The sequence below is a fragment of the Corynebacterium sp. MSK073 genome, from assembly GCF_030232085.1.
GTDB lineage: Bacteria > Actinomycetota > Actinomycetes > Mycobacteriales > Mycobacteriaceae > Corynebacterium.
The window spans coordinates 15,497-36,212 of sequence record NZ_JASPIY010000004.1 but is presented as its reverse complement, the minus strand read 5'-3'; the positions used below and the strand labels follow the sequence as shown (position 1 = coordinate 36,212).

18 protein-coding genes are annotated in these 20,716 nt (G+C 59.6%); 1 reads left to right on the top strand and 17 read right to left on the bottom strand.

Features of this window, described 5'->3' with window-relative positions; all coding sequences use genetic code 11:
• Window positions 1–110: 110 nt before the first annotated feature.
• From tpiA to gap, 3 genes are all read right to left on the bottom strand, one after another.
• Window positions 111–893 carry a triose-phosphate isomerase gene (gene tpiA / locus QP970_RS03730; protein WP_284869663.1) on the bottom strand — a complete coding sequence of 261 codons (783 nt, stop codon included), beginning with the start codon at window positions 891–893 and terminating at the stop codon, window positions 111–113.
• Window positions 894–939: 46 nt separating this feature from the next.
• Window positions 940–2,157 (bottom strand): phosphoglycerate kinase, encoded by a 1,218-nt coding sequence (locus tag QP970_RS03725; protein WP_023022448.1) that lies wholly within the window; start codon window positions 2,155–2,157, stop codon window positions 940–942.
• Window positions 2,158–2,285: 128 nt separating this feature from the next.
• Window positions 2,286–3,293 carry a type I glyceraldehyde-3-phosphate dehydrogenase gene (gene gap, locus QP970_RS03720; RefSeq protein WP_023022450.1) on the bottom strand — a complete coding sequence of 336 codons (1,008 nt, stop codon included), beginning with the start codon at window positions 3,291–3,293 and terminating at the stop codon, window positions 2,286–2,288.
• A gap of 547 nt (window positions 3,294–3,840) precedes the next feature.
• Here gap and QP970_RS03715 point away from each other — a divergent pair.
• Complete coding sequence (locus QP970_RS03715; protein WP_023022452.1) at window positions 3,841–5,487, top strand: L-lactate permease; 1,647 nt, start codon at window positions 3,841–3,843, stop codon at window positions 5,485–5,487.
• A gap of 127 nt (window positions 5,488–5,614) precedes the next feature.
• Here QP970_RS03715 and whiA read toward each other — a convergent pair whose 3' ends face one another.
• The 14 genes from whiA to QP970_RS03645 all read right to left on the bottom strand — a co-directional run bounded on the left by whiA (window position 5,615) and on the right by QP970_RS03645 (window position 20,710).
• Window positions 5,615–6,604 (bottom strand): DNA-binding protein WhiA, encoded by a 990-nt coding sequence (gene whiA / locus QP970_RS03710; protein WP_284869662.1) that lies wholly within the window; start codon window positions 6,602–6,604, stop codon window positions 5,615–5,617.
• 143 nt (window positions 6,605–6,747) lie between these two features.
• Window positions 6,748–7,725, bottom strand: coding sequence for a gluconeogenesis factor YvcK family protein (locus QP970_RS03705; RefSeq protein ID WP_023022456.1), 978 nt, complete (start codon window positions 7,723–7,725; stop codon window positions 6,748–6,750).
• Window positions 7,726–7,748: 23 nt separating this feature from the next.
• Complete coding sequence (gene rapZ / locus QP970_RS03700; RefSeq protein ID WP_198010490.1) at window positions 7,749–8,630, bottom strand: RNase adapter RapZ; 882 nt, start codon at window positions 8,628–8,630, stop codon at window positions 7,749–7,751.
• Between the two features lie 44 nt (window positions 8,631–8,674).
• Window positions 8,675–10,744, bottom strand: a complete 2,070-nt coding sequence (gene uvrC / locus QP970_RS03695; protein WP_284869661.1) for an excinuclease ABC subunit UvrC — start codon at window positions 10,742–10,744, stop codon at window positions 8,675–8,677.
• A gap of 3 nt (window positions 10,745–10,747) precedes the next feature.
• On the bottom strand, window positions 10,748–11,296 hold the full coding sequence (locus tag QP970_RS03690; RefSeq protein WP_284869660.1) for a PH domain-containing protein: 549 nt from the start codon (window positions 11,294–11,296) through the stop codon (window positions 10,748–10,750).
• Window positions 11,297–11,359: 63 nt separating this feature from the next.
• Window positions 11,360–11,836, bottom strand: coding sequence for a 6,7-dimethyl-8-ribityllumazine synthase (gene ribH, locus QP970_RS03685; RefSeq protein WP_284869659.1), 477 nt, complete (start codon window positions 11,834–11,836; stop codon window positions 11,360–11,362).
• Window positions 11,833–13,110 (bottom strand): bifunctional 3,4-dihydroxy-2-butanone-4-phosphate synthase/GTP cyclohydrolase II, encoded by a 1,278-nt coding sequence (locus tag QP970_RS03680; RefSeq protein WP_284869658.1) that lies wholly within the window; start codon window positions 13,108–13,110, stop codon window positions 11,833–11,835. Before QP970_RS03680 ends, ribH begins: the two co-directional genes overlap by 4 nt.
• Window positions 13,111–13,121: 11 nt before the next feature.
• Window positions 13,122–13,736, bottom strand: coding sequence for a riboflavin synthase (locus tag QP970_RS03675; RefSeq protein WP_284869657.1), 615 nt, complete (start codon window positions 13,734–13,736; stop codon window positions 13,122–13,124).
• 38 nt (window positions 13,737–13,774) lie between these two features.
• Window positions 13,775–14,797, bottom strand: coding sequence for a bifunctional diaminohydroxyphosphoribosylaminopyrimidine deaminase/5-amino-6-(5-phosphoribosylamino)uracil reductase RibD (gene ribD, locus QP970_RS03670; protein WP_411702209.1), 1,023 nt, complete (start codon window positions 14,795–14,797; stop codon window positions 13,775–13,777).
• 11 nt (window positions 14,798–14,808) lie between these two features.
• Window positions 14,809–15,477, bottom strand: coding sequence for a ribulose-phosphate 3-epimerase (gene rpe, locus QP970_RS03665; protein ID WP_284869655.1), 669 nt, complete (start codon window positions 15,475–15,477; stop codon window positions 14,809–14,811).
• Between the two features lie 10 nt (window positions 15,478–15,487).
• Complete coding sequence (locus QP970_RS03660; RefSeq protein ID WP_411702211.1) at window positions 15,488–17,098, bottom strand: RsmB/NOP family class I SAM-dependent RNA methyltransferase; 1,611 nt, start codon at window positions 17,096–17,098, stop codon at window positions 15,488–15,490.
• Window positions 17,095–18,036: a methionyl-tRNA formyltransferase gene (gene fmt / locus QP970_RS03655; protein ID WP_284869654.1), complete on the bottom strand. Its 942-nt coding sequence runs from the start codon at window positions 18,034–18,036 to the stop codon at window positions 17,095–17,097. Before fmt ends, QP970_RS03660 begins: the two co-directional genes overlap by 4 nt.
• Window positions 18,037–18,111: 75 nt before the next feature.
• Window positions 18,112–18,627 carry a peptide deformylase gene (gene def, locus QP970_RS03650; RefSeq protein WP_284869653.1) on the bottom strand — a complete coding sequence of 172 codons (516 nt, stop codon included), beginning with the start codon at window positions 18,625–18,627 and terminating at the stop codon, window positions 18,112–18,114.
• A gap of 52 nt (window positions 18,628–18,679) precedes the next feature.
• On the bottom strand, window positions 18,680–20,710 hold the full coding sequence (locus QP970_RS03645) for a primosomal protein N' (RefSeq protein WP_284869652.1): 2,031 nt from the start codon (window positions 20,708–20,710) through the stop codon (window positions 18,680–18,682).
• Between the last annotated feature and the right edge of the window lie 6 nt (window positions 20,711–20,716).

The following is a 20,716-nucleotide window of genomic DNA, read 5'->3' as shown; positions in this document are numbered from 1 at the left end:
GGCTTTGCCTACGCAAAGCAATCACAAGGGCCTACTGTACACCATGCCGCGGGCGGGACTCACCCCAACCCGCGGCACAACAGTTACCTTGTGATGGTTGTTAACGCATGTTAACTAACGGCATTAGCGGCATTGGCGGCCAACTTGGCAAAGTCCTCTCCTACCAAGGAAGCACCGCCAATCAGGCCACCGTCCACGTCCGGCTTGCTGACGATATCAGCAACGGAATCGACCTTCACGGAACCGCCGTACAGGATGCGGATGCCCTCGGCGACCTCGTCGCCTGCAAGCTCCTTGACCAAGCCGCGGATTGCAGCACATACTTCCTGCGCGTCATCAGCGGAGGCAACCTTGCCGGTGCCGATGGCCCACACGGGCTCGTAGGCGATAACCGTCTTGGATAGCTGCTCGGCGCTCAGTCCCTGCAGGGAATCGCGGGTCTGGTTCACCACGTAGTCAACGTGGGTGCCGGCCTCGCGCACGTCGAGCGGCTCACCCACGCAGACGATGGGGCTGATGCCATTTTCCAAGGCCGCTGCGGCCTTCTCAGCGACCAGCTGGTCGGTTTCGCCGTGGTATTCGCGGCGCTCGGAGTGGCCGACGACTGCCCAGCTGCATCCCAGTTTGTTCAGCATCTGGCCAGATACCTCACCGGTGTAGGCGCCAGACTCGTGCTTGGAGATGTCCTGCGCACCGTAGGTGATCTTCAGCTTATCGCCCTCAACGAGCGTCTGAATCGTACGGATATCGGTAAATGGAACTATGTAGGCTACATCTACCTTGTCGTAGTAATCCTCCGGCAGGGAGAACGCGAACTTTTGAACGGAGCCGATGGCCTCAATGTGATCGAGGTTCATCTTCCAGTTACCAGCAATAAGTGGTGTACGTGCCATAATTAGTCCTTTCTTTGTACGCCTTTAGTTAACTGTTTTAGGCGGTTTATGCTTCGAGCACGGAAACGCCCGGCAGCTCCTTGCCCTCGAGGTATTCGAGGGATGCGCCGCCTCCGGTGGAAATGTGGCTGAAGCCTTCCTCATCGAGGCCCAGGGTGCGCACGGAGGCCGCGGAGTCGCCGCCGCCGACGACGGAGAAGGACCCGTTAGAGGAGGTGGCATCGATAATCGCCTGCGCTACCCCAGCCGTGCCCTTTGAGAAGGCTTCCATTTCGAATACACCCATGGGGCCGTTCCAGAATACGGTCTTGGAGTCTGCCAGTACGGTGGCAAATTTCTCGACGGACTTCGGTCCGATGTCCAAGGACATCCAGCCTTCAGGAATGCCATCGAGCTCAACGACCTTGGTCTCAGCATCTGCGGCGAATTCGCTGGCGGCGGTGAGGTCAACGGGCAGGACAATCTTGTCACCGAAGCGCTCCAGCAGGCTCTTGCAGTTTTCAATCTGGTCCTCTTGCAGCAAGGACTCCCGAACGTTGTAGCCCTTGGCTGCCAGCAGGGTGTAGCACATTCCGCCGCCGATGATGATCTTATCGGCCTTTCCAGCAAGGGCTTCGATAACGCCAAGCTTGTCGGAAACCTTCGCGCCACCCAGCACAACGACATATGGGTGCGCCGGATCCTTTGCCACGGTGGATAATACGTCCAATTCCTTTTCCACCAGCTTACCGGCGTAGGCGGGCAGGCGCTTGGCGACGTCATATACCGAGGTCTGCGCGCGGTGCACAACGCCAAAGCCGTCGGAGACGAAAGCGCCGTTATCGGCAGCCAGGGCAACGAGCTCGTCGGCGAATTCGCCGCGCTCTGCCTCATCCTTAGAGGTTTCACGCGGATCAAAGCGGACATTTTCTACCAGCATGACATCGCCGCTGTTTAGCCCGTTCGCGCGCTCGTGGGCGTCTTCGCCGGTGACGTCGTTGGCCAAGGCAACGTACTGATCCAAAGCTTCAGACAACGCTTCTGCAACCGGGGCCAGGGAGTACTTGGAATTTACCTCACCCTTGGGTCGGCCGAGGTGGGCGGAAAGGATGACCTTCGCGCCACCATCGACCAGCGCCTTAATGGTGGGAAGAGAAGCGGTAATGCGGCCGGGGTCGGTGATATTTCCGTCATCATCCAGCGGCACGTTGAAGTCAGAGCGGACCAGAATGTGGCGGTCCTCTACGCCTTCTTCTAGCAGGTTATCTAGCGTCTTAAAAGCCATGTGTTACTCCTTTTAGAGTGGATTCTGCAGTTGAGGTTGCTACATAAAATGATACCGGCCACAACGTCGTGCCGTCAGGGCGTTCGTTGTGGCCGGTATCGCATTAAGGGCTGCTCTGTATCAGAACTTTAGAGCTTTTCTGCAACTAGGTTGGTCATGCGGACGAGCTGGGAGGTGTAGCCCCACTCGTTGTCGTACCAACCCAGAACCTTGACTAGGTTGCCATTGGAGACCTTGGTCATGCCGGCGTCGAAGATGCAGCCGTGCGGGGAGGTTACGATGTCGGTGGAAACCAGAGGATCCTCGGTGTATGCGAGGGTGTCCTTCAGCTCGCCCTCAGCTGCCTCCTTGAGTGCTGCGTTGATTTCCTCAACGGTGACGTCGCGGGAAGCGGTGAAGGTCAGGTCGGTTGCGGAACCGGTGATGACCGGAACGCGCATAGCGTAGCCGTCCAGCTTGCCTTCCAGCTCAGGCAGAACCAAGGACACGGCCTTAGCTGCACCGGTGGAGGTAGGTACCAGGTTGACGGCTGCGGCGCGGGCGCGGCGCAGGTCCTTGTGGGGAGCGTCCTGCAGGCGCTGGTCACCGGTATAAGCGTGAACGGTGGTCATCAGGCCCTTTTCCACACCGAACTTGTCATTCAAGACCTTGGCCATTGGAGCCAAGCAGTTGGTGGTGCAGGAAGCTGCGGAAATAACGTTGTGCTCAGCTGGGTCGTAGGTGTCGGAGTTAACACCGTAGACGAAGGTTGCGTCAACTTCCTTACCAGGGGCGGAAATGATGACCTTCTTGGCGCCGGCCTCAATGTGAGCCTTTGCGTCGTTACCGTTGGTGAACAGGCCGGTGGACTCGATAACGAGGTCTACGTCCAGTTCGCCCCACTTCAGGTTCTTCGGGTCCTTCTCGTTGAAGACCCGGATGCGGTTGCCATTGACGGTGATGGAGTCATCGTCGTAGGTAATCTCGCCGTCGAAGCGACCCAGTACGGAGTCGTACTTCAACAGGTTAGAGAGAGTCTGGTTATCGGTCAGGTCGTTGACGGCAACGACCTCAAGGTCATTGTCGGTCCGGTTAACAGCGTGGAAGAAGTTACGACCAATGCGGCCAAAGCCGTTAATGCCTACGCGGGTAGTCACTGTAAATCTCCTCAAAGAGTCGAGTAATTATTTCTATGGGCCTACCGCGGGTCCTTCGAGTACTTTACTGCTCTGGGTGAGTAAGGTGCCCGAGGCTTTGCCCAACAACCGCAATACTACAGAGCCTTTAAACAGCGTGCAGAGGCCTTCACGGCTGGCAGTGCAGTATCTGAAACTTTCCCGATATAGGCGTACAATCTTCCCGAGTTCTTTTGTTTTTTCCGAATGAACCGGCTGTTCAAGCCCGTTTAGGTTGGTTCTTGTGGACTTTACACCGTTAATGTGCGATATATCACTACGCGAAGCATTTTCCCACTTCCTCGCACACCGATCGCCAAAGATGCGGTGCTATAAACTAATTTAACCCAAATCACACCACAGTTTTTATGACGCGATATGCTTATCGCTAACTCACTGTGTTCCAGGTAGCACTCGAGCATTCGCTGGGCGCTAATCTCTCTCCTGAAACGCGTGAGCAACAAATTTACATCCCCCCGCAGACCGAATGCGTCTGCGATAGTACCCCCGTTAGAATCGAGGATACTCAATGTTTGAGATAAACACCTCTGTTGTGGGAGACAGTCTTGGGCTCACCGCGCTCGTGGCGATTCTCCCCCTCGTCGCTTTCTTCATTATGTTGATGGGCTTTAAAGCCCGCGCACATACATCAGGAGCCGTCGCCCTTGCGACCTCCATCATCCTAGCCATAGTTGCCTTTGCGATGCCCGTCGATATGGCATTGTCCTCTGCAGTCCGCGGTGGGCTCTTCGGCCTACTGCCCATTGTCTGGGTCATTATTACGGCAATTTGGTTTTACGAGATCACGGTCGCCTCAGGCCGCTTCGAAGATCTACGTAAGACATTCGATCTCTTAGGCGATGGCGATATCCGCATCCAATCGATGCTCATCGCGTTCTGCTTCGGTGGCCTCCTTGAAGCCCTTGCGGGCTTCGGTGCCCCCGTGGCCATTACCGCCACGATGATTATGGCGCTCGGCGTCAAGCCTCTGCGCGCAGCCACGGTAGTTCTTATTGCGAATACCGCTCCAGTCGCATTCGGCGCAGTTGGTATTCCAGTCACCACCGCCGGTGAGGTCGGCGGACGTACCGCCGAGCAAACCCAAGATATTGCCGGCCTTATTGCCCTGCAGGTCTTGGTCATTGCCGCCATCGTCCCGTTCCTTATCGCATTCATCCTGGACGGCATGCGCGGCGTGAAGGAAACTGCGCCCGCCGCCGCGGTCATCGGTATTTCCTTTGCCGGAGCACAGTGGCTTACCGCAACCTTCTTTGCTTACCAGCTCACCAACGTTATTGCCTGCATTGTGTCCTTGGGGGCCGCCTTCATCTTCCTCCGCGTGTGGAAACCACGGGGCGTTACCCAGCTGCGCGAGCGCATGGAGCTGCCCGCCGCAGAAACCGCGACCGACTTGAACGGCCGCCGCATCTGGATGGCGCTGCTGCCCTACGCCGTCGTTACCGCAGTATTTGCCGTTGCTACCGCAGCACCAGCGATCTTCGGATTCTGGAAGCTGAAGTTCGCGTGGCCGCTGCTTGATGGCACCGTCATCGGCACTAACGGTGAGGCCATGGACACCAGCTTTAGCTTCAATGTCTTTGGCAACCCGGGTACCTTGCTCTTGCTCTCCGGCATTATTGTGGCCATCGTTTACCACTTCTGGAACGAAAACGGCCGCTACAAGCTCAGCTTCGCCCAACCCGTGCAGGCCTTTGGTGAAGTTGCCAACCGCATGAAGTTCTCCGGCCTGACCATTGTCTTGGTCCTCGCTTTGGCCTACACGATGAACTACTCGGGTCAGACCATCGCCATCGGTGAATTCGTTTCCTCCGCTGGTTCCATCTTCGCGCTCTTCGCTCCGGTGCTGGGCTGGATTGGTACCGCGGTTACTGGCTCCGATACCTCTGCAAATGCGCTCTTTGGCAACCTGCAGGTCGCCGCCGCTGACCGCATTGGTGTGAACCCTGACCTCATGCTGGCCGCCAATACCGCCGGTGGTGTTGTGGGTAAGATGATTTCGCCACAGTCCCTGGCCATTGCGGCAACCGCCGTATCCATGGAAGGCAAGGAATCCGTCATCCTGAAAAACGTCGTGGGCTACTCCATCGCGTTCTTGGCCGTTGTCTGTGTCATCGTCTTCTTGATGACCAACGTCTTGGGCTTCTTGGTCCCATAAAGCACAAGCCACCGCTAACTAAAAGCACCTCAGCCGCGGCACAACACAAGGCGGGAAGGAAAGCACCTCAATGCATTCCTTCCCGCCTTTCGTGGATCAATGAGCTGAAGTCAATCGTGCCCTGCGATTATGAGTCACCAAAAAGATCGTCCGAGATGGACTCGTTGGTATCGGGGATATCCAATTCTTCGGCCCGCTTATCCGCCATGGATAACAAGCGCCGAATGCGCCCGGCCACGGCATCCTTAGTCATGGGCGGATCCGCGAGCCTGCCAAGCTCCTCCAACGAGGCCTCGCGATGCTGCACGCGCAAGCGGCCGGCATCGGCTAGGTGCTCAGGAACGTCATCACCGAGGATTTCCATCGCCCGATCCACGCGCGCCGCGGCGGTCACGGCGGCCCGTGCCGAGCGGCGCAGGTTGGCATCATCAAAATTATCCAACCGGCGCGAAGTATCGTGCGCCTCACGCTTTACCCGCTTCTTTTCCCAAGACAAGCGGGTCACTTGCGCGCCCATGCGGGTAAGCAGTGCACCGATGGCATCGCCGTCGCGGACAACCACCCGATCTTCGCCGCGGGTCTCTTTAGTCTTCGCGGAAATCCCCAGGCGCCGTGCGCAGCCCACGAGCGCCAACGCGGCCTCTTGGCAGGGGCAGGTTACCTCCAATGCCGAAGAGCGCCCTGGTTCCGTCAGGCTGCCGTGCGCAAGGAAGGCACCGCGCCACGCCGCCTCGCTATCAGCCACGGTGCCGGAAATGACCTGCGGCGGAAGACCCACCACGGCATGACCGGAGCGAGTAATCAGGCCTAGGCGCCGGGTAAGCTCCTTCGCTCCTTTAGTGATGCGCACGATGACGCGCGATTTCTTCACCGTCCCCGCAGGGCCGACAACGTGGCTTTCCGCTTCGATCCCGTAAAGCTCGTCTAATTCCACGAGGATGCGCTGCGCAATTGCCTGGTTATCGAGCTCAAGCTCATAGGCCATGCTCTCGCCAGAGACATCTACTTCTCCCGCAAAGCGCAGGATAGATGCAAGCTCCGCCGCACGCGCGGACTGACGTGTCACGCCAACCGCCGCTAGTTCTTCTTTGACCTGTTCGGTCAACGGTGTGGTCACCTAGTTCGCCCCATTTCTCTGTCACAGTCACGAATGACGCATGTGCAATGCACGGTCCCACGCACACCAACTACTGCGTGGGAAACGGAATTCTCTTATTTTACCGAGTCCCGCGCCCTGAGGACTGGCTGGCCTGACCTTAGCTAGGCCCGCCGGTACTCGTTATAAAGATCCACGATGACAGAAGAAAGTTTGTCTGGATCGTGTTTCATCAATCGCTGTCCATTGTCATCCTGGATACTGACATCCGCAAATACCGCGCGTGCGCCCAAGGCTTGCGCGGCGCGCTGCACATATACCCGTTCGCTTTCATTTGGCAGCGCTGCCGCATCCACGACGATGCGGTCGATGCGCAAATCCGGGGCGTGACGGGCCAGCACATGCACGTGGCGCTCCGCGGAAAAGCCTTGGGTTTCTCCCGGCTCGGCCGACAGGTTGAGCATGACCACGCGCAAAGCATTGGACTCAGAAATGGCCTGGACGATTTCTGGCACCAACGTGTGCGGCAAGACCGAACTAAACCAGGATCCTGGACCGATGGTGATAAGGTCAGCCTGCCTAATGGCCTCCAGCGCGGCGGGATTGGCTTGTGGGGCTTCAGGCAGGATTCGCACGCGCCGCACATGCCCCGGCGTCGATGCCACCGCGACCTGGCCGCGGACCTGGCGCATGACTCGGGGGTCATCGTCAAGCCCTGAGACATCGGCCTCAATCTCTAAGGGGTGCGGAACCACGGGGATGACCCGCCCGTGCGAGTGGGTAAGCTCCGCTACCGCGTCCAAGGCGGCCTGATAATCGCCCAAGACCCCGGTCAAACCCGCGATCATGAGGTTGCCCACGGCGTGGCCAGCCATGGCGCCATTGCCGCCGAAGCGATGCTGAAGGGTTTTGCCCCACAGCTCGCCTACGCGATTGTCATCGGCTAGCGCGGCCAGCGCCATGCGCAGGTCACCGGGCGGAATGATATCCAGTTCCCGGCGCAGGCGCCCCGAGGAACCGCCATCATCGGCAACCGTCACGATGGCAGAAATATCCGCCGCATTACTGCGCCGTGCGGATAAAAGCGTTTGATAAAGGCCATGGCCGCCGCCAAGGCAGACCATATGAGAAGGGTGTTTCATACAGTTATTAATGCTCCTCAGCCCTAATTACGGGCGATGTCCCGGTGCAAAATGCTGACGTCAAGGGTGTCATTAGCGCGCAGGCGCTTGGCGATGTCCTCAGCTACCGCCACCGAGCGGTGATGCCCGCCCGTACAGCCGACGCCCACGGTGATGAAGTTCTTTCCCTCGTGCCGGTATCCCTCCAGCATGGTGGAAAACATGGCGACAAAATTATCCACGAATTTCTGCGCGGCAGGCTGCGACAGGACATAATCGGCCACGGGCGCATCTGTACCGCGGCAGCCGCGCAGCTCCGGAATCCAATAGGGGTTGGGCAAAAAGCGCACGTCAACGACGATATCCGCATCGCGCGGGGAACCATTCTTAAAACCGAACGATTCCACCGTGACGTGCTGATTGGTATTTTGAAATTCGCCAAACGCAGCTTCGATAGCCCGGCGCAAATCATGAATCGACAGGTTCGTGGAATCAATGATGATATCGGAGCGATCCCTAATTTCCGCCACCGCTTGGCGTTCGCGTTGGATACCCACCTTCAAGGTATCGTCGCCTTGCAGCGGGTGGGTGCGACGCACGGAGTCGAAGCGACGGATGAGCACGTCATCGCGAGCATCAAGGAAGAGCACGGTGGGTTTCATGCCCAATGCCGTTAGCTCATCGATGGTCTCCATGAGGGAGCCCGGAAACATGCGAGAGCGCACGTCCGTTACCGCCGCTACCTTTTCAACGGGCGTTTCTTCCTGGTTACACAATTTCCACAGGTCCACGATGGCGCGCGGCGGGATATTATGCGCCACATAGTAGCCCTTATCCTCAAAAACCTTGGCGGCGGAGCTCAACCCGCCGCCGGACATGCCGGTAATCAAGATGGGCGGAGTGTCGAAGTGCGTCATGCACACCAGTCTAGCGTTTTCGCGCTCGGCACTTCTGCCAGAAAGCTGCTTATTTACTGTGCGTCGTGCAACTTATCGTAGACGGTCTGCGCCAGTTTCAGCCCAAAGCCGTTGACCTCGCAAATCTCATCCACCGTGGCCGCCTTGAGCTTTTTGACGGAACCGAAATGCTTGACCAAATCCGTCCGGCGTTGCGGACCAAGCCCCGGAATTGCATCGAGCGCCGAGGAGCGCATGCGCTTAGAGCGTTGTTGCCGGTGATAGGTGATGGCAAATCGGTGTGCCTCATCGCGAATTTGCTGCAGCAAAAACAGAGCCTGGGAATTGCGCGGCAAAATCACCGGTTCATCATCCCCTGGCACCCAGATTTCCTCCAAGCGCTTGGCCAGCCCCACGAGGGTGACATCGACGATGCCCAGCTCATCAAATACCTCTTGCGCCGCAGCCACCTGGGGCGCGCCGCCGTCCACGATGAACAGCTGAGGAGGATAGGCAAAGCGGCGGCCTGCCTCAGCGGATTCTTCTGCCACTTTTTCTTCCGCGAAGGAGGATTCTTCCTTTTCCTCATCCGGGTTCGCCAATTTATCTTGGTTGTGGCGCTTAAACCGGCGCCGCGTGATCTCCGCAATGGAGCCGACGTCATTGGAATGCCCATCGCCGGCTGCCTCCTTGATGCGGTAGCGCCGGTAATCGGACTTCTTCGGGATACCGTCTTCAAAAACCACCAGGGAGGCGACGACATCGGTGCCCTGGATATGCGAAATATCGGTGCACTCGATGCGCAACGGTGCTTGGTCCATCCCCAAGGCATCCTGGATATCCTGCAGCGCCGCGGACCGCGCGGTAAGGTCACCGACGCGTTTGAGCTTATGCTGGCGCAGCTGCTCCTTAGCGTTCTTTTCCACGGTATCCATAAGCGAACGCTTGTCACCCCGTTGCGGTACGCGCAGATCAACCCGCGCGCTACGCAGCTCTTCCAAGAGGGAGACCACTTGTTCGGATTCTTCCGGCATGGCTTGGACCAAAATCTCACGCGGTATGACGTGGACATGGCGCTGTTCCATGTGCGATTCCTGGTCCACGCCGCGTCGTGGCACATCCGCAGCTAAAGCCGCATCCTCACGGGCTTCTTGTTCTTCTCGCTCCACGGCATCGGAGTAAAACTGGATGAGGAAGTTTTGCACCAAGGCGGGCAAGGCCGGATCGGGTTGGCCCTCCTCGATGGGTTCAGAGGTTGCCTGGTCGCCGGCGCGTTCAACAACCCAGCCGCGCTGGCCCCGGATCCTGCCGCCGCGCACGTGAAAAATTTGGACCGCGGCTTCCAATTCATCGGAATTAAACGCAATCAGATCGGCATCGGTGCCATCGGCAAAGACAACCGCCTGCTGCTCCATGATCTTATCGATGGCCCCAAGGTCATCGCGCAACCGCGCGGCACGCTCAAATTCCAGGTTTTCGGCGGCAGCCTCCATGTCTTTAACCAGCTTGCGCCTAACACCAGCCGTATTGCCATTCATGAATGAGACCAACTCATTGACGGTTTCGCGATGTTCTTCTTTGCTCACCCGCCCGATACAGGGCGCATCGCACTTGCCGATGTACCCCAAAAGGCACGGCCGCCCCAGCCGTTCATGCCGGTTATATACGCCTTTAGAACAGGTGCGCATGGGGAAGACGCGGGTGAGCAGGTCGAGGCTTTCCCGCACCGCCCACGCATGGGAATAGGGGCCAAAGTACCGCACTCCCTTGCGCCGAGGACCGCGATAGAAAAAGGCGCGCGGAACCACCTCTCCCACGGAGACGGCAAGCATGGGATACGTCTTGTCGTCGCGGTACATGACGTTAAAGTGCGGATCGAACCGCTTGATCCAGGTATATTCCAGCTGCAGCGCTTCAACTTCGCTGGCAACCACCGTCCACTCCACAGAGCTCGCGGTCAACACCATTTGCCGCGTGCGCGGGTGCAGTTGCGTAATGTCTTGGAAATAATTAGACAGGCGCGCCCGCAGGTTTTTGGCCTTGCCTACGTAAATGACGCGCCCGTTCTCATCGCGGAACTTATATACGCCCGGCTCCGTCGGAATGGTTCCCGGGGCGGGGCGATAGGTCGTTGGATCTGCCAATGCTTAATCCTGCGGCATGTATTTGGCTTCCAGATCGCGGAAGTCACGGACTCTTGTGATCACGGTGTCTTTATCGCCGGACTGTAATGCCCACACGGGGACGGCCTCAAATTCGGGCAGCTCAAGGCGGGCCATGCGCTGGCCGACGGGGAAAGACAGCCCATATATCACCTGCCACGGGTAAAAGCGCGTGCCGATGATATTGCGGACCTCTACCCCGTCTTCATTGGCTCGCAGTCGCGGCCGGTTGAGCGCAATCCACGACAAGATGGAAATGACTACGCCGACACCAGGAAAGGCGAATTTATCGATGGTGGTCACGTGCGCACCGGTAAAGGAAATATCGAGCGTGACACCCATAAAGATATGGATGGCCATGACAAGAATGACCCAACCGATGGCAATCTTTCGCAAGAACGGGGACTTGGCGGTGTATTCCCACGGCTTCGACGTGGTCCGTGCGAAGGGATCCGCGCTGGTATAGGCCAATACCTCCGCATCACTAAGGGTGCGGCGCGGTTGGGGTTCATTCGAGGCTGCGGCCTCATTCATGTGCTTTACTCCTCTGGAAGTCCTGCCTGCCTGTAAGTGGTCAGGATTTCGATTGGCCTTTTATTAATATTCTGTGTTTAGTCTACGCAATTGCAACGCGGTGTCTAAAGCCGCAATCATGGATTCTGCGCCCTTATTTTCCGCCGAGTCAGGGAATCCTGCGCGGTCGATGGCCTGCTGCTGATCATTGACCGTCAAGACCCCATTGCCAATCGGCGTCGATTCATCCAAGGAGATACGCGTTAGGGCTTGGGTGACGGAATCGCAGACATAATCGAAGTGCGGAGTGCCGCCGCGGATGACGCAACCCAAGGCAACGACGGCGTCGAATTTCCGCGCGGCCGCCTGAACAACCACGCCCAATTCCAGGGAACCGACGACGCGGAACTCCGCAACCTCTGCCCCATTAGCACGTGCGGTCTCCACCGCCTGCTGGTGTAACTGATCGCAGACCTCTTCGTTCCAAGTCGCGGTCACGACCGCGACGCGGAGGCCGCGCGCATCTACCTGCGCGATAGCGGGTAATCCTTCTTTACTCATTTGCCTAATTCTCCTTCGTGCTGCGCGTCCCACTGTGCCACCTGCGGAAGATCGTGGCCCATGCGGTCGCGTTTGGTCCGCAGATAACGAATATTATCGGCGTTGGCGGCGATGGTAAGTGGGGTATGTTGGCTGACTTCGATGCCGAATCCGGCGAGCCCTTCCCCCTTGTGCGGGTTATTGGTCAACAGTTGTGCCGATTCCACCCCAAGGTCCTTCAGGATCTGGCCCGCCACGGAATACTCCCGGGCATCTTCTGGCAGTCCTTGTTCCAAGTTGGCATCGACTGTATCCCAGCCCTCGTCCTGGAGGCGGTACGCCTGGAGCTTGTGCACCAATCCGATTCCGCGGCCTTCGTGGCCGCGCAGGTAAATGACTACCCCGCTGCCGACTTCTTGCACCTTGCGCAGGGATTCCTGCAATTGGGGGCCGCAGTCGCACCGGCGCGAGCCAAAGACGTCACCGGTAAGGCACTCGGAATGCACGCGCACCACGACATCGCGGGCTCCACGAAGCTGCGCGGGATCCCCGGCGATTAGGGCAATATGTTCTTGGCCATCGAGGTCATGGCGGTAACCAATCGCGGTGAATTCGCCATACTCCGTGGGCAGGCGGGTTTCCACCGCGCGCTGGGTTTGCACCTCATGGTGGCGGCGCCACTCAATAAGCTGCGCGATAGAGATCAGCGCAAGGCCATGCTTATCGGCAAAGCGGCGCAGTTCCGGCCCGCGGGCCATATCCGTCGGGTCTTCTTCTGATACGACTTCACACAGCACGCCGGCGGGACGAAGGCCTGCAAGGCGCGCCAAATCGACGGCGGCTTCCGTGTGCCCATCGCGCTCTAATACTCCGCCGGGTCGCGCGCGCAAGGGGACCACGTGGCCGGGCCGGGTGAAGTCACTGGAGCGAGTCGAAGAATCAGCCAAGCGGCGGATGGTTTCCGCGCGGGAGGCCGCAGAAATTCCGGTAGAACCCGTCGCAGCATCCACGGTGACCGTATACGCGGTCTGGCGCACATCCTGATTCTGCGCCATCATCGGCGGCAAATCGAGCCGCTGGCAATCTTCCGGCATTAATGAGGCACAGACATATCCGGAGGAATACCGCACCATAAACGCGACCAGTTCCGGGGTTGCCAGTTCCGCGGCAAAGATCAGATCCCCTTCGTTTTCCCGTCCTTCATCATCCATGACGATGACCGGCTTGCCGGCGGCAATCTCCGCAATGGCGTGATCGATGGCATCAAAATGGATGCTCTCTTCAGTCGCGAACATAACCTAGCAGTCTAGTCCTTTGCTTGAGCAATTCCGGATTCGGGGTGAAGCATCTTTTCTACATACTTCGCCAGCACATCCACCTCGAGGTTTACGATATCGCCGGGCTGAGATTCGCCGTGCGTCGTCTCCCGCAAGGTGGTGGGAATAAGGGAGACCTCAAACCAGTCGTCACCTACGGCGCTGACCGTCAAAGACGTGCCATTGACCGCAATAGAGCCCTTTTCCACGACGTACTGGGCAAGCTCGCGGGGCAAGCTAAAACGCAGCACGTCCCAATTCTCCGAATGCTCGCGCGAGACCAACCGTGCTGTGCCATCGACATGGCCCTGCATAATGTGTCCACCCAGCCGCGTGGTGGGCAGTACTGCCGGCTCGACATTCACCCGCGCGCCTTCATCCAGCTGACCGAGTCCCGTCCGATCCAATGACTCTTGCATCACATCGGCGCAGAAAATATCCCCATCCAATTCCGCGATGGTAAGGCACACGCCATTGATGGCAATGGAATCCCCTAGGCGCGCGTCACTCACCGTCTGCGGCGCGCGGATGCTCAACCGCAGCGAATCCGCCTGTGGCTCAAGTGCGGCCACCGTGCCTAGCTCTTGTACTAGCCCTGTAAACAATGATTCCCCTTGTATTTATCTCTAAAGTATCTAATCTTTTAACGCTCGTTCCGCGCCTCGTATTCGATGAGGACATCGGGCCCGAGGTTGGTGGTGCGCACGGTGGTAAAACGTGGGGCATCGGCAAGCGTGTGCGCCACCGCATTTGCCAGAACCCCGCGCCCCTGGCCTAGCAAAATAGGGGCAATATACGCAGCAAGCGCGTCCACAACACCGGCCTCGATGAAGCTCTGGGCTAGTCCCGCCCCACCTTCAACCAAGACGTTCCGCGCGCCGCTGGCATACAGCTCCTTCAACGCGCCCTCGATGGTGTCATATTGTTCGAATCCCAGTTGCTGCAGGTGAGAGGCCTTCTCACCGGCGGCCTGGAGCTCGCGCTTGCCGATGACCACCCGGCGCGGCTGGTGCTCCCGCAGGCTCCCATCGCCATTACGTGCAGTAAGCGAGGGGTTATCGGCAAGCGCGGTGCCGGTGCCGATGATGATGGCGTCGCGCCGCGCCCTATCGGCGTGGACCCACTCGCGGGCCTTAGGCCCGGTGATCCACTGGCTCGTGCCATCGGCGGCAGCGGTAAATCCATCTAGGGTCTGCGCAAATTTCAGGGTGACATGCGGGCGTTGTAGCTTCACAGCGCGCAACCATGCAAGCACCGCGTCTTCGACGCCATCTGGTGCGGTGAGCTGGCCCACCTCAACCCCGGCTGCGGCTAAGGCCTGCGCTCCCCCGCCTGCTTGTGGTGTGGGGTCGGCATGCAGGTAGTACACGCGGGCAATTCCGGCATCGATAAGTGCGGTGGCGCAGGGACCCGTCCTGCCCGTATGTGCGCACGGCTCCAGGGTAACCACGGCCGTACCGCCGCGCGCCTTCTCGCCGGCCGCGCGCAGCGCCATGACTTCCGCGTGGGCACCGCCCACCGGCTGGGTCGCACCAATGCCCACAACGGCGCCGGTTGCGGATAAAATCACCGCACCTACCGGTGGATTGGGGCTCGTGGTACCGCGCACCACCGCACCGGCCCGCATGGCCTGAACCAAAGCTCCGGAAACGTTGGTTTCATCCATCGCGCCGGCCATTATGAACGCGCCGCAAGCGCGCGCAGTTCTTCCACAGCCTGCGCTGGATCATCGTTTTTGAATACGGCCGAACCGGCCACGAAGGAATCGCACCCGGCCTCCGCGGCCAAGCCAATGGTCTCCGGATCGATGCCGCCATCGATTTCAATGACGGTATCCAGGTTCTGCTGGTCAATGCTTTCGCGCAGGGCGCGGACCTTATCCAGCATGGCGGGCATAAATTTCTGCCCGCCAAAACCTGGTTCCACGGACATGACCAGCACCTCATCAAAATGGTGCAGCTTATCCAGCCACGGCTCGATAGGAGTATCCGGCTTGATGGAAAAAGCGGCACGCGCGCCTAAGTCCCGAATCTTTTCTGCCAATTCCACCGCGGCTAGTTCACCCTCAACCGCTTCCACGTGGAAAATGATGGTGGTGGCACCGGCCTTGATATAAGTCTCCACCCATTTCGCCGGCTCCTCAATCATGAGGTGCACGTCAAGCGGCTTATCCGTGGACCTTTTCACCGTGGCCGTAATATCCGGACCGAAGGAAAGGTTGGGCACAAAGTGCCCGTCCATGATGTCTACATGGATCCAATCGGCATTCGAGATGGCCTCTAGTTGTTCACCTAGCCGCGCGAAGTCAGCAGCCAAAATTGACGGAGAAATAAGTGGTGCAGGCATACCGTTAATCCTAGCGCCCTTCCTCATCGCCGCGCCGCAATACCGCCATGAACATGGCATCGGTGCCGTGGCGGTGCGGCCACATTTGGACGGATTTTTCTTTGCCCACATTGCCCATATCAGGGATAAATTCCCGCGCATCCAGCTCCTGGGCGCCCAGCTTTTCTACCGCCTGGTCCACGATGGCGCGGGTTTCGCGCAGATCCGGCGAACACGTGGAATACACCACGACCCCGCCCGGCCGCACGAGCTTGAGAGCAGAGGACAATAGCTCGAATTGCAATGTCGAAAGCTCGGCAATATCGGCTTCAGATTTCCGCCAGCGTGCCTCTGGACGGCGCCGCAAAGCGCCCAGCCCCGAACACGGCGCGTCCACTAAGATGCGATCGAAGCCCGAGCCCACCTGCGGGTCGCGGCCATCGGCCACATGGACGGTCACCGGCAACCCCTGCACGGTCTTTTCAATCAGTTTCGCGCGGTGCGGTGATACCTCCACCGCATCAACGTGCGCGGATTCGATGCGCGCTAAGGCCCCCATCAGGGCCGCCTTGCCGCCCGGGCCCGCGCACAGGTCGAGCCAACGTCCCTGATCAGTACCGCTGACGGGCACCTCGCAGACCGCGCGGGCGATAAGCTGCGAGCCCTCATCTTGTACCGCGGCCATTCCCTGCTGAACCGGTTCCAATTGGCCTGGGTCCCCGGAATCCATATACACCGCGTAGGGCGAATAGGTACCTTCTTCATTTCCCGTAATCAGCGCCAATTCCTCGGCGGAAATTTCGCCTGGACGCGCCACTAGGTGCACGCTCGGGCGCTCGGAATCCGCCGCTAGGGCAGCGGGCAATTCCTCGGGGTCTACAACGCGGGCAAAAGACTCTGCAATCCACGTTGGGTGCGCATGCCTAAAGGCCAGGCCTGCGATTTCGCCTTCTGGGGCGAGCCGCTTGAGCCACTCATTCGGTGGCGTGCGGGTAATGGTGCGCAAGATGCCATTGGCGAATCCTTTAGCTTTTTCTTCCCCACCTGCTACAACGAGCCGGACGGAGGTATCTACCGCCGCGTGGGGTTCTACGCGTGTATACAGCACCTGGTAGGTGCCCAAGCGCAGCGCATCGATGACCACCGGCGAGATTGACTCAAGCTCGCGCGAAGAACACTGCGCGATCACCGCATCGAGCACGCCCAGGGTGCGCAGGGTGCCATAGGTAATCTCCGTGGCAAATGCGGCATCGCGGCCAGAAAGCTTCTGCTTGCGCAGTGCCTTGGGCAAGACGAGGTTGGCAAACGCCTCCTCTTCGCTTACCCGGCGCACCACCTCGAAGGCGACAGCGCGGGCCGGATCCACGCCCTGGTCGATGGCTGCCTGCACAAGTGACTTCCCCGCGCCTTTGTTCTTTGCGCCCGCATCCCGAGTACCTCGATTACCTCGGTTATCCCGGTAGTCGCGGTTGCGTTGGCCTTGTGTGCCGCGTCCGCGCTGGGCAGAACTACGCTGACCTTGGCCGCGCTGAGCCTTGCCTCGCTGCCCACCGCCGCGTTGGGGCGCGCCGTTCTTGCCGTGCTGTTTAGACTCCGGCGCCTTGTCGCCAGACTTACTGCGGGAGCGGAATCCACCAGTCACTGGAACCTCACCTCTGCGTTCTTTCCTAATCCACGCGCCCAATCGGCCGCATTCATCATCTTTTTGCCCGGTGGCTGAATCCTATCCAGCTGCACCGGCTGCGTCGCGGTCCCGATATACACCGCGTCCTTGCTAATCAGCGCCTCGCCAGGCTGCAGGAGCTTGTCGATGCCCTCGGTGAGGCGGACCGGGCCTACCTTGAGGCGGGCATCGTCAAGCAGCGTCCACGCGCCCGGGCCCGGGGTGTGGGCGCGGATATGCCGGTCAATGGCAAACGCTGGCTGCGTCCAGTCGATGCGGGCTGCGGCAGTAGAGATTTTCGACGCATAGGTGGCCTCCCCATTTTGGGCCTGCGGCTCCAGCGTGCCGGCCTCGAGCCCATCCATGGTGGCTACCAGGAGATCCGCGCCGGAATACGCCAGGCGCGTGAGCAGGTCGTCCGCAGTATCTGTCCCGGTTATGGTTTCTGTGACCGTGCCGAAGACCGGGCCCGTATCCAGGCCTTCTTCGATCCGGAAGGTGGACGCGCCGGTAATATCATCGCCCGCCGCGATAGCCGCTTGCACCGGTGCCGCACCCCGCCAGGCGGGAAGAAGGGAAAAGTGCAGGTTGACCCAGCCATGGCGCGCGACATCCAAGAGATCCTTGCTAATGAGATTGCCATAGGCCACCACCGGGATGGCCTCTGGCTGCAGCTCCGCCAGGCGCTGGCGCAGGTTATCGCCATCCTCCGTGCCAGGCCGCAGCGTAGATGGGGTCAGCACCTCGATGCCGTGCTCTTGCGCTAAGGCCTTGACCGGGCTCGGGTGAAGGCTGCGGCCCCTGCCCTTCTTCGCATCGGGCCGGGTAATGACCGCTACCACTTCGTGGCTGGAGGCAAGCAATTTCTCCAATGCCACCACCGCCGGCTCTGGGGTGCCGGCAAAAATAATCCGCATACTGGATGAGTCTCCTCGAGGTCTCGGGTGAAAATTCTAGGGTACAACGAGCCTGCCTGCGTTGCCGAAGCTCGCCTACCCCGCGCTATTAAACCAATCGGCTTCGCGGATGGTACGCATGGCGGCCTTGCGGTCGGCATCGCCAAGCCGGCGCAGGAATAACACTCCATCAAGGTGATCGGTTTCATGCTGAATGCACCGAGCCAAAAGCCCTGAGGCGACCATCCCCACCGGCCTGCCTTCTACATCGCGCCCAGAGACAAATACCCGGTTGTGCCACGGCGTATCGGCGCGAATCCCCGGGATGGATAGGCATCCTTCCAGGCCAGTCTGCATGTCTTCTCCCAGCGGCGTCCACACGGGGTTGATGAGAACCCCGCGCAATCCGGCCTGGATAGGCGAACAGTCATAGACAAAGATGCGCTTGAGTATGCCCACCTGGTTCGCCGCGAGCCCCACCCCGCCGGCGGCATCCATGGTCTCCAACATGTTCTGCGCCAGCGTGCGCAGGCTGGAATCAAAGGTCGTAATCTCTTCGGCCCGCGTGCTCAGTACGGGATCCCCGTAGAGCCTGATGTCTAATTCCGCCACTGATTTATCCCTTTCTCTTGTACTGCCTAACCGCTTAAGTCTATGCACACTTCTAGCCCACGTGAATGGGATCGACCGTGATGCGAAGCGGCAATTCATCTTTTCGCGCGCTGCGCGCCGCATTGGCCTTGCGCAGCGCGCGCCCCAGCTGCGATCGCGGCCCCAGCGGGACGCGCACCACCAGGCGTTGGGGTGGGCCAAAGCGGTCCACATCGTATTCCCCGGGGAGGCTGTCCCCTGGCGGGAGCGGAACTGGGCCTAAGACCTCGGCGTGCTCTGGCAGATCCACCAACTGCTCGAAGGAATCCAGAGCCGCGTCCGCCCCGTCGATGGCGGCGAAGTGCACGGCCGGCGGAAAGCGCACCTCGCGCCGGGCGCACAATTCCTCTGCCGCGGCCGCGACCATGTCCCAGCTCATGAAGTGGCGGACGACGGGAAGTTCCGGATCCGCGGCGATGATGACGCGCCCGCCCTTAAAATGCGGCCTGACCATGGTGGCCGCCTGCGCCCATTTGGCCAGGCAGTCCTCGGTGGCGCGCAAGTCTTGCCGGTTTAATAAGGTGCCCGCGTCCAACAGGAGCGCCGCACCATAGGCGCCGCCATTCACCCGCGGCTCGGCGCCAGGGGTAGCAATCACTAATGCCGGGGCATTTTCAATTGAGCCCACAACCTTATTTCCGCCGGAGACCACAACGGATGTATTGGGAAAGGCGCGCCCCAATTCCTCCGCGGTGCGTTCAGAGCCTAAAACTATGGCGCGCAGCCGCGGCGAGCCGCACTCGGTACAGCGGTGATTGGTGGCAATGCGCCCACACCAGCGGCAGGTAGGCATGACCGCCTCCTCGCTTGAGCGCTCGGAGCTCGGAGGCAACCCCAATGGCCCGTTACAGTGGCGGCACCGCGCAGGAGAATGGCACTTTCGACAAGCCAAAATAGGCGCGTAGCCCTTGCGCGGGACCTGCACAAGCACCGGTTCACCGCGGTCGAGGGCCTGCTGTGCTGCCTGAAAGGCCGGCGCTTGCACAGAGGTCGTACCGCCCTCCAAATCCCGGGAAATGGACAGCCCGTAGGCACCAATGGCCAAAATATCGGGCCGGCGCGCTTCTATGGTTGAGGCGCTCGGTATAAGGTCGTGTGCCCACCCAGAGTCCACCAATAATTGGGTTTCTGCCGTGCGCGAATGATTGGCCGCAATGAAACTGCAATTTTCAAAGGCAGAGCGGGTGGTAAGCACCTCCCGGGCGTGGACGTAGGGCTTGATATTGTCCACCAAGTTATCGTTACCGTCATCAAAAATAACAGCTAGCTGGAGGTTGTCCACGGGAGTAAAAGCCGCCGAGCGCGTACCAATGACTATTCGCGCCTGGCCCACCAAGGCCGAAAGATAGCGGCGATAGCGCGCTTGCGGGCCCATACTATTGGTCAGCACCGTGATTTGTTTCGGCCCCACGACAGCGCGCAGGGCGTTTTCCAGGGCATCAACCACCTTTTGGTCTGGGACGACGATAAGTACGCCTCCCCCGCCCAAGGCGACCTTGGCAGCTAAGGCCGCCAGCGCGTCTTCCCATTCATCGCCGGGGGCGATTTGCCACGCGGCGCGGGCTAACTTCCCGCCCAAGATGGAATCAACAAACGTTTCACCATGCTGATAGGCAGACCACCCTGATAAATCGGGCTCGCTGGCTGCGCCGAGAGCTTCCCACGGGGTGTCCAAATCCGCTTCTTCTGCCTTTGCATGGCGCGGCGGAATGGCAGAGCGAATGATATCGGAGCAAATCCCGCCATAGCGATCCGCCAGGGCTTCTACCAGCCGGGACAGCTGCGGTGGGTAGACCTGGAATGGCGAGATGACTCGCTCAATAAAGCGCAGCTGGCCACCGAAGTCGGAATCATGCTTGCGCTCGACGATGATCGCATCCACCAGGCGCCCATTGAACCGGATGCGTACCTTCACCCCGGCTTGGGCACTGTCAGATTCGGCCTCATCTACCAGGTAATCAAATCCCCGATCAAGGTGAGCAACCCCTAAAAGAGGCAACACCCGCGCGACCGGTTTCCGGGCGGCGGGTGTTTTCTTAGGCATAAGCCC

Bases quoted from the DNA above. Each gene is read 5' to 3' on its own strand.
- rpe (WP_284869655.1), bottom strand. From the start codon at position 15,477: ATGCCTGCACCACTTATTTCTCCGTCAATTTTGGCTGCTGACTTCGCG.
- QP970_RS03680 (WP_284869658.1), bottom strand. From the start codon at position 13,110: ATGTTCGCGACTGAAGAGAGCATCCATTTTGATGCCATCGATCACGCC.
- tpiA (WP_284869663.1), bottom strand. From the start codon at position 893: ATGGCACGTACACCACTTATTGCTGGTAACTGGAAGATGAACCTCGAT.
- QP970_RS03725 (WP_023022448.1), bottom strand. From the start codon at position 2,157: ATGGCTTTTAAGACGCTAGATAACCTGCTAGAAGAAGGCGTAGAGGAC.
- fmt (WP_284869654.1), bottom strand. From the start codon at position 18,036: ATGCGGATTATTTTTGCCGGCACCCCAGAGCCGGCGGTGGTGGCATTG.
- ribH (WP_284869659.1), bottom strand. From the start codon at position 11,836: ATGAGTAAAGAAGGATTACCCGCTATCGCGCAGGTAGATGCGCGCGGC.
- ribD (WP_411702209.1), bottom strand. From the start codon at position 14,797: ATGGATGAAACCAACGTTTCCGGAGCTTTGGTTCAGGCCATGCGGGCC.
- QP970_RS03645 (WP_284869652.1), bottom strand. From the start codon at position 20,710: ATGCCTAAGAAAACACCCGCCGCCCGGAAACCGGTCGCGCGGGTGTTG.
- QP970_RS03715 (WP_023022452.1), top strand. From the start codon at position 3,841: ATGTTTGAGATAAACACCTCTGTTGTGGGAGACAGTCTTGGGCTCACC.
- QP970_RS03705 (WP_023022456.1), bottom strand. From the start codon at position 7,725: ATGAAACACCCTTCTCATATGGTCTGCCTTGGCGGCGGCCATGGCCTT.
- QP970_RS03690 (WP_284869660.1), bottom strand. From the start codon at position 11,296: ATGAATGAGGCCGCAGCCTCGAATGAACCCCAACCGCGCCGCACCCTT.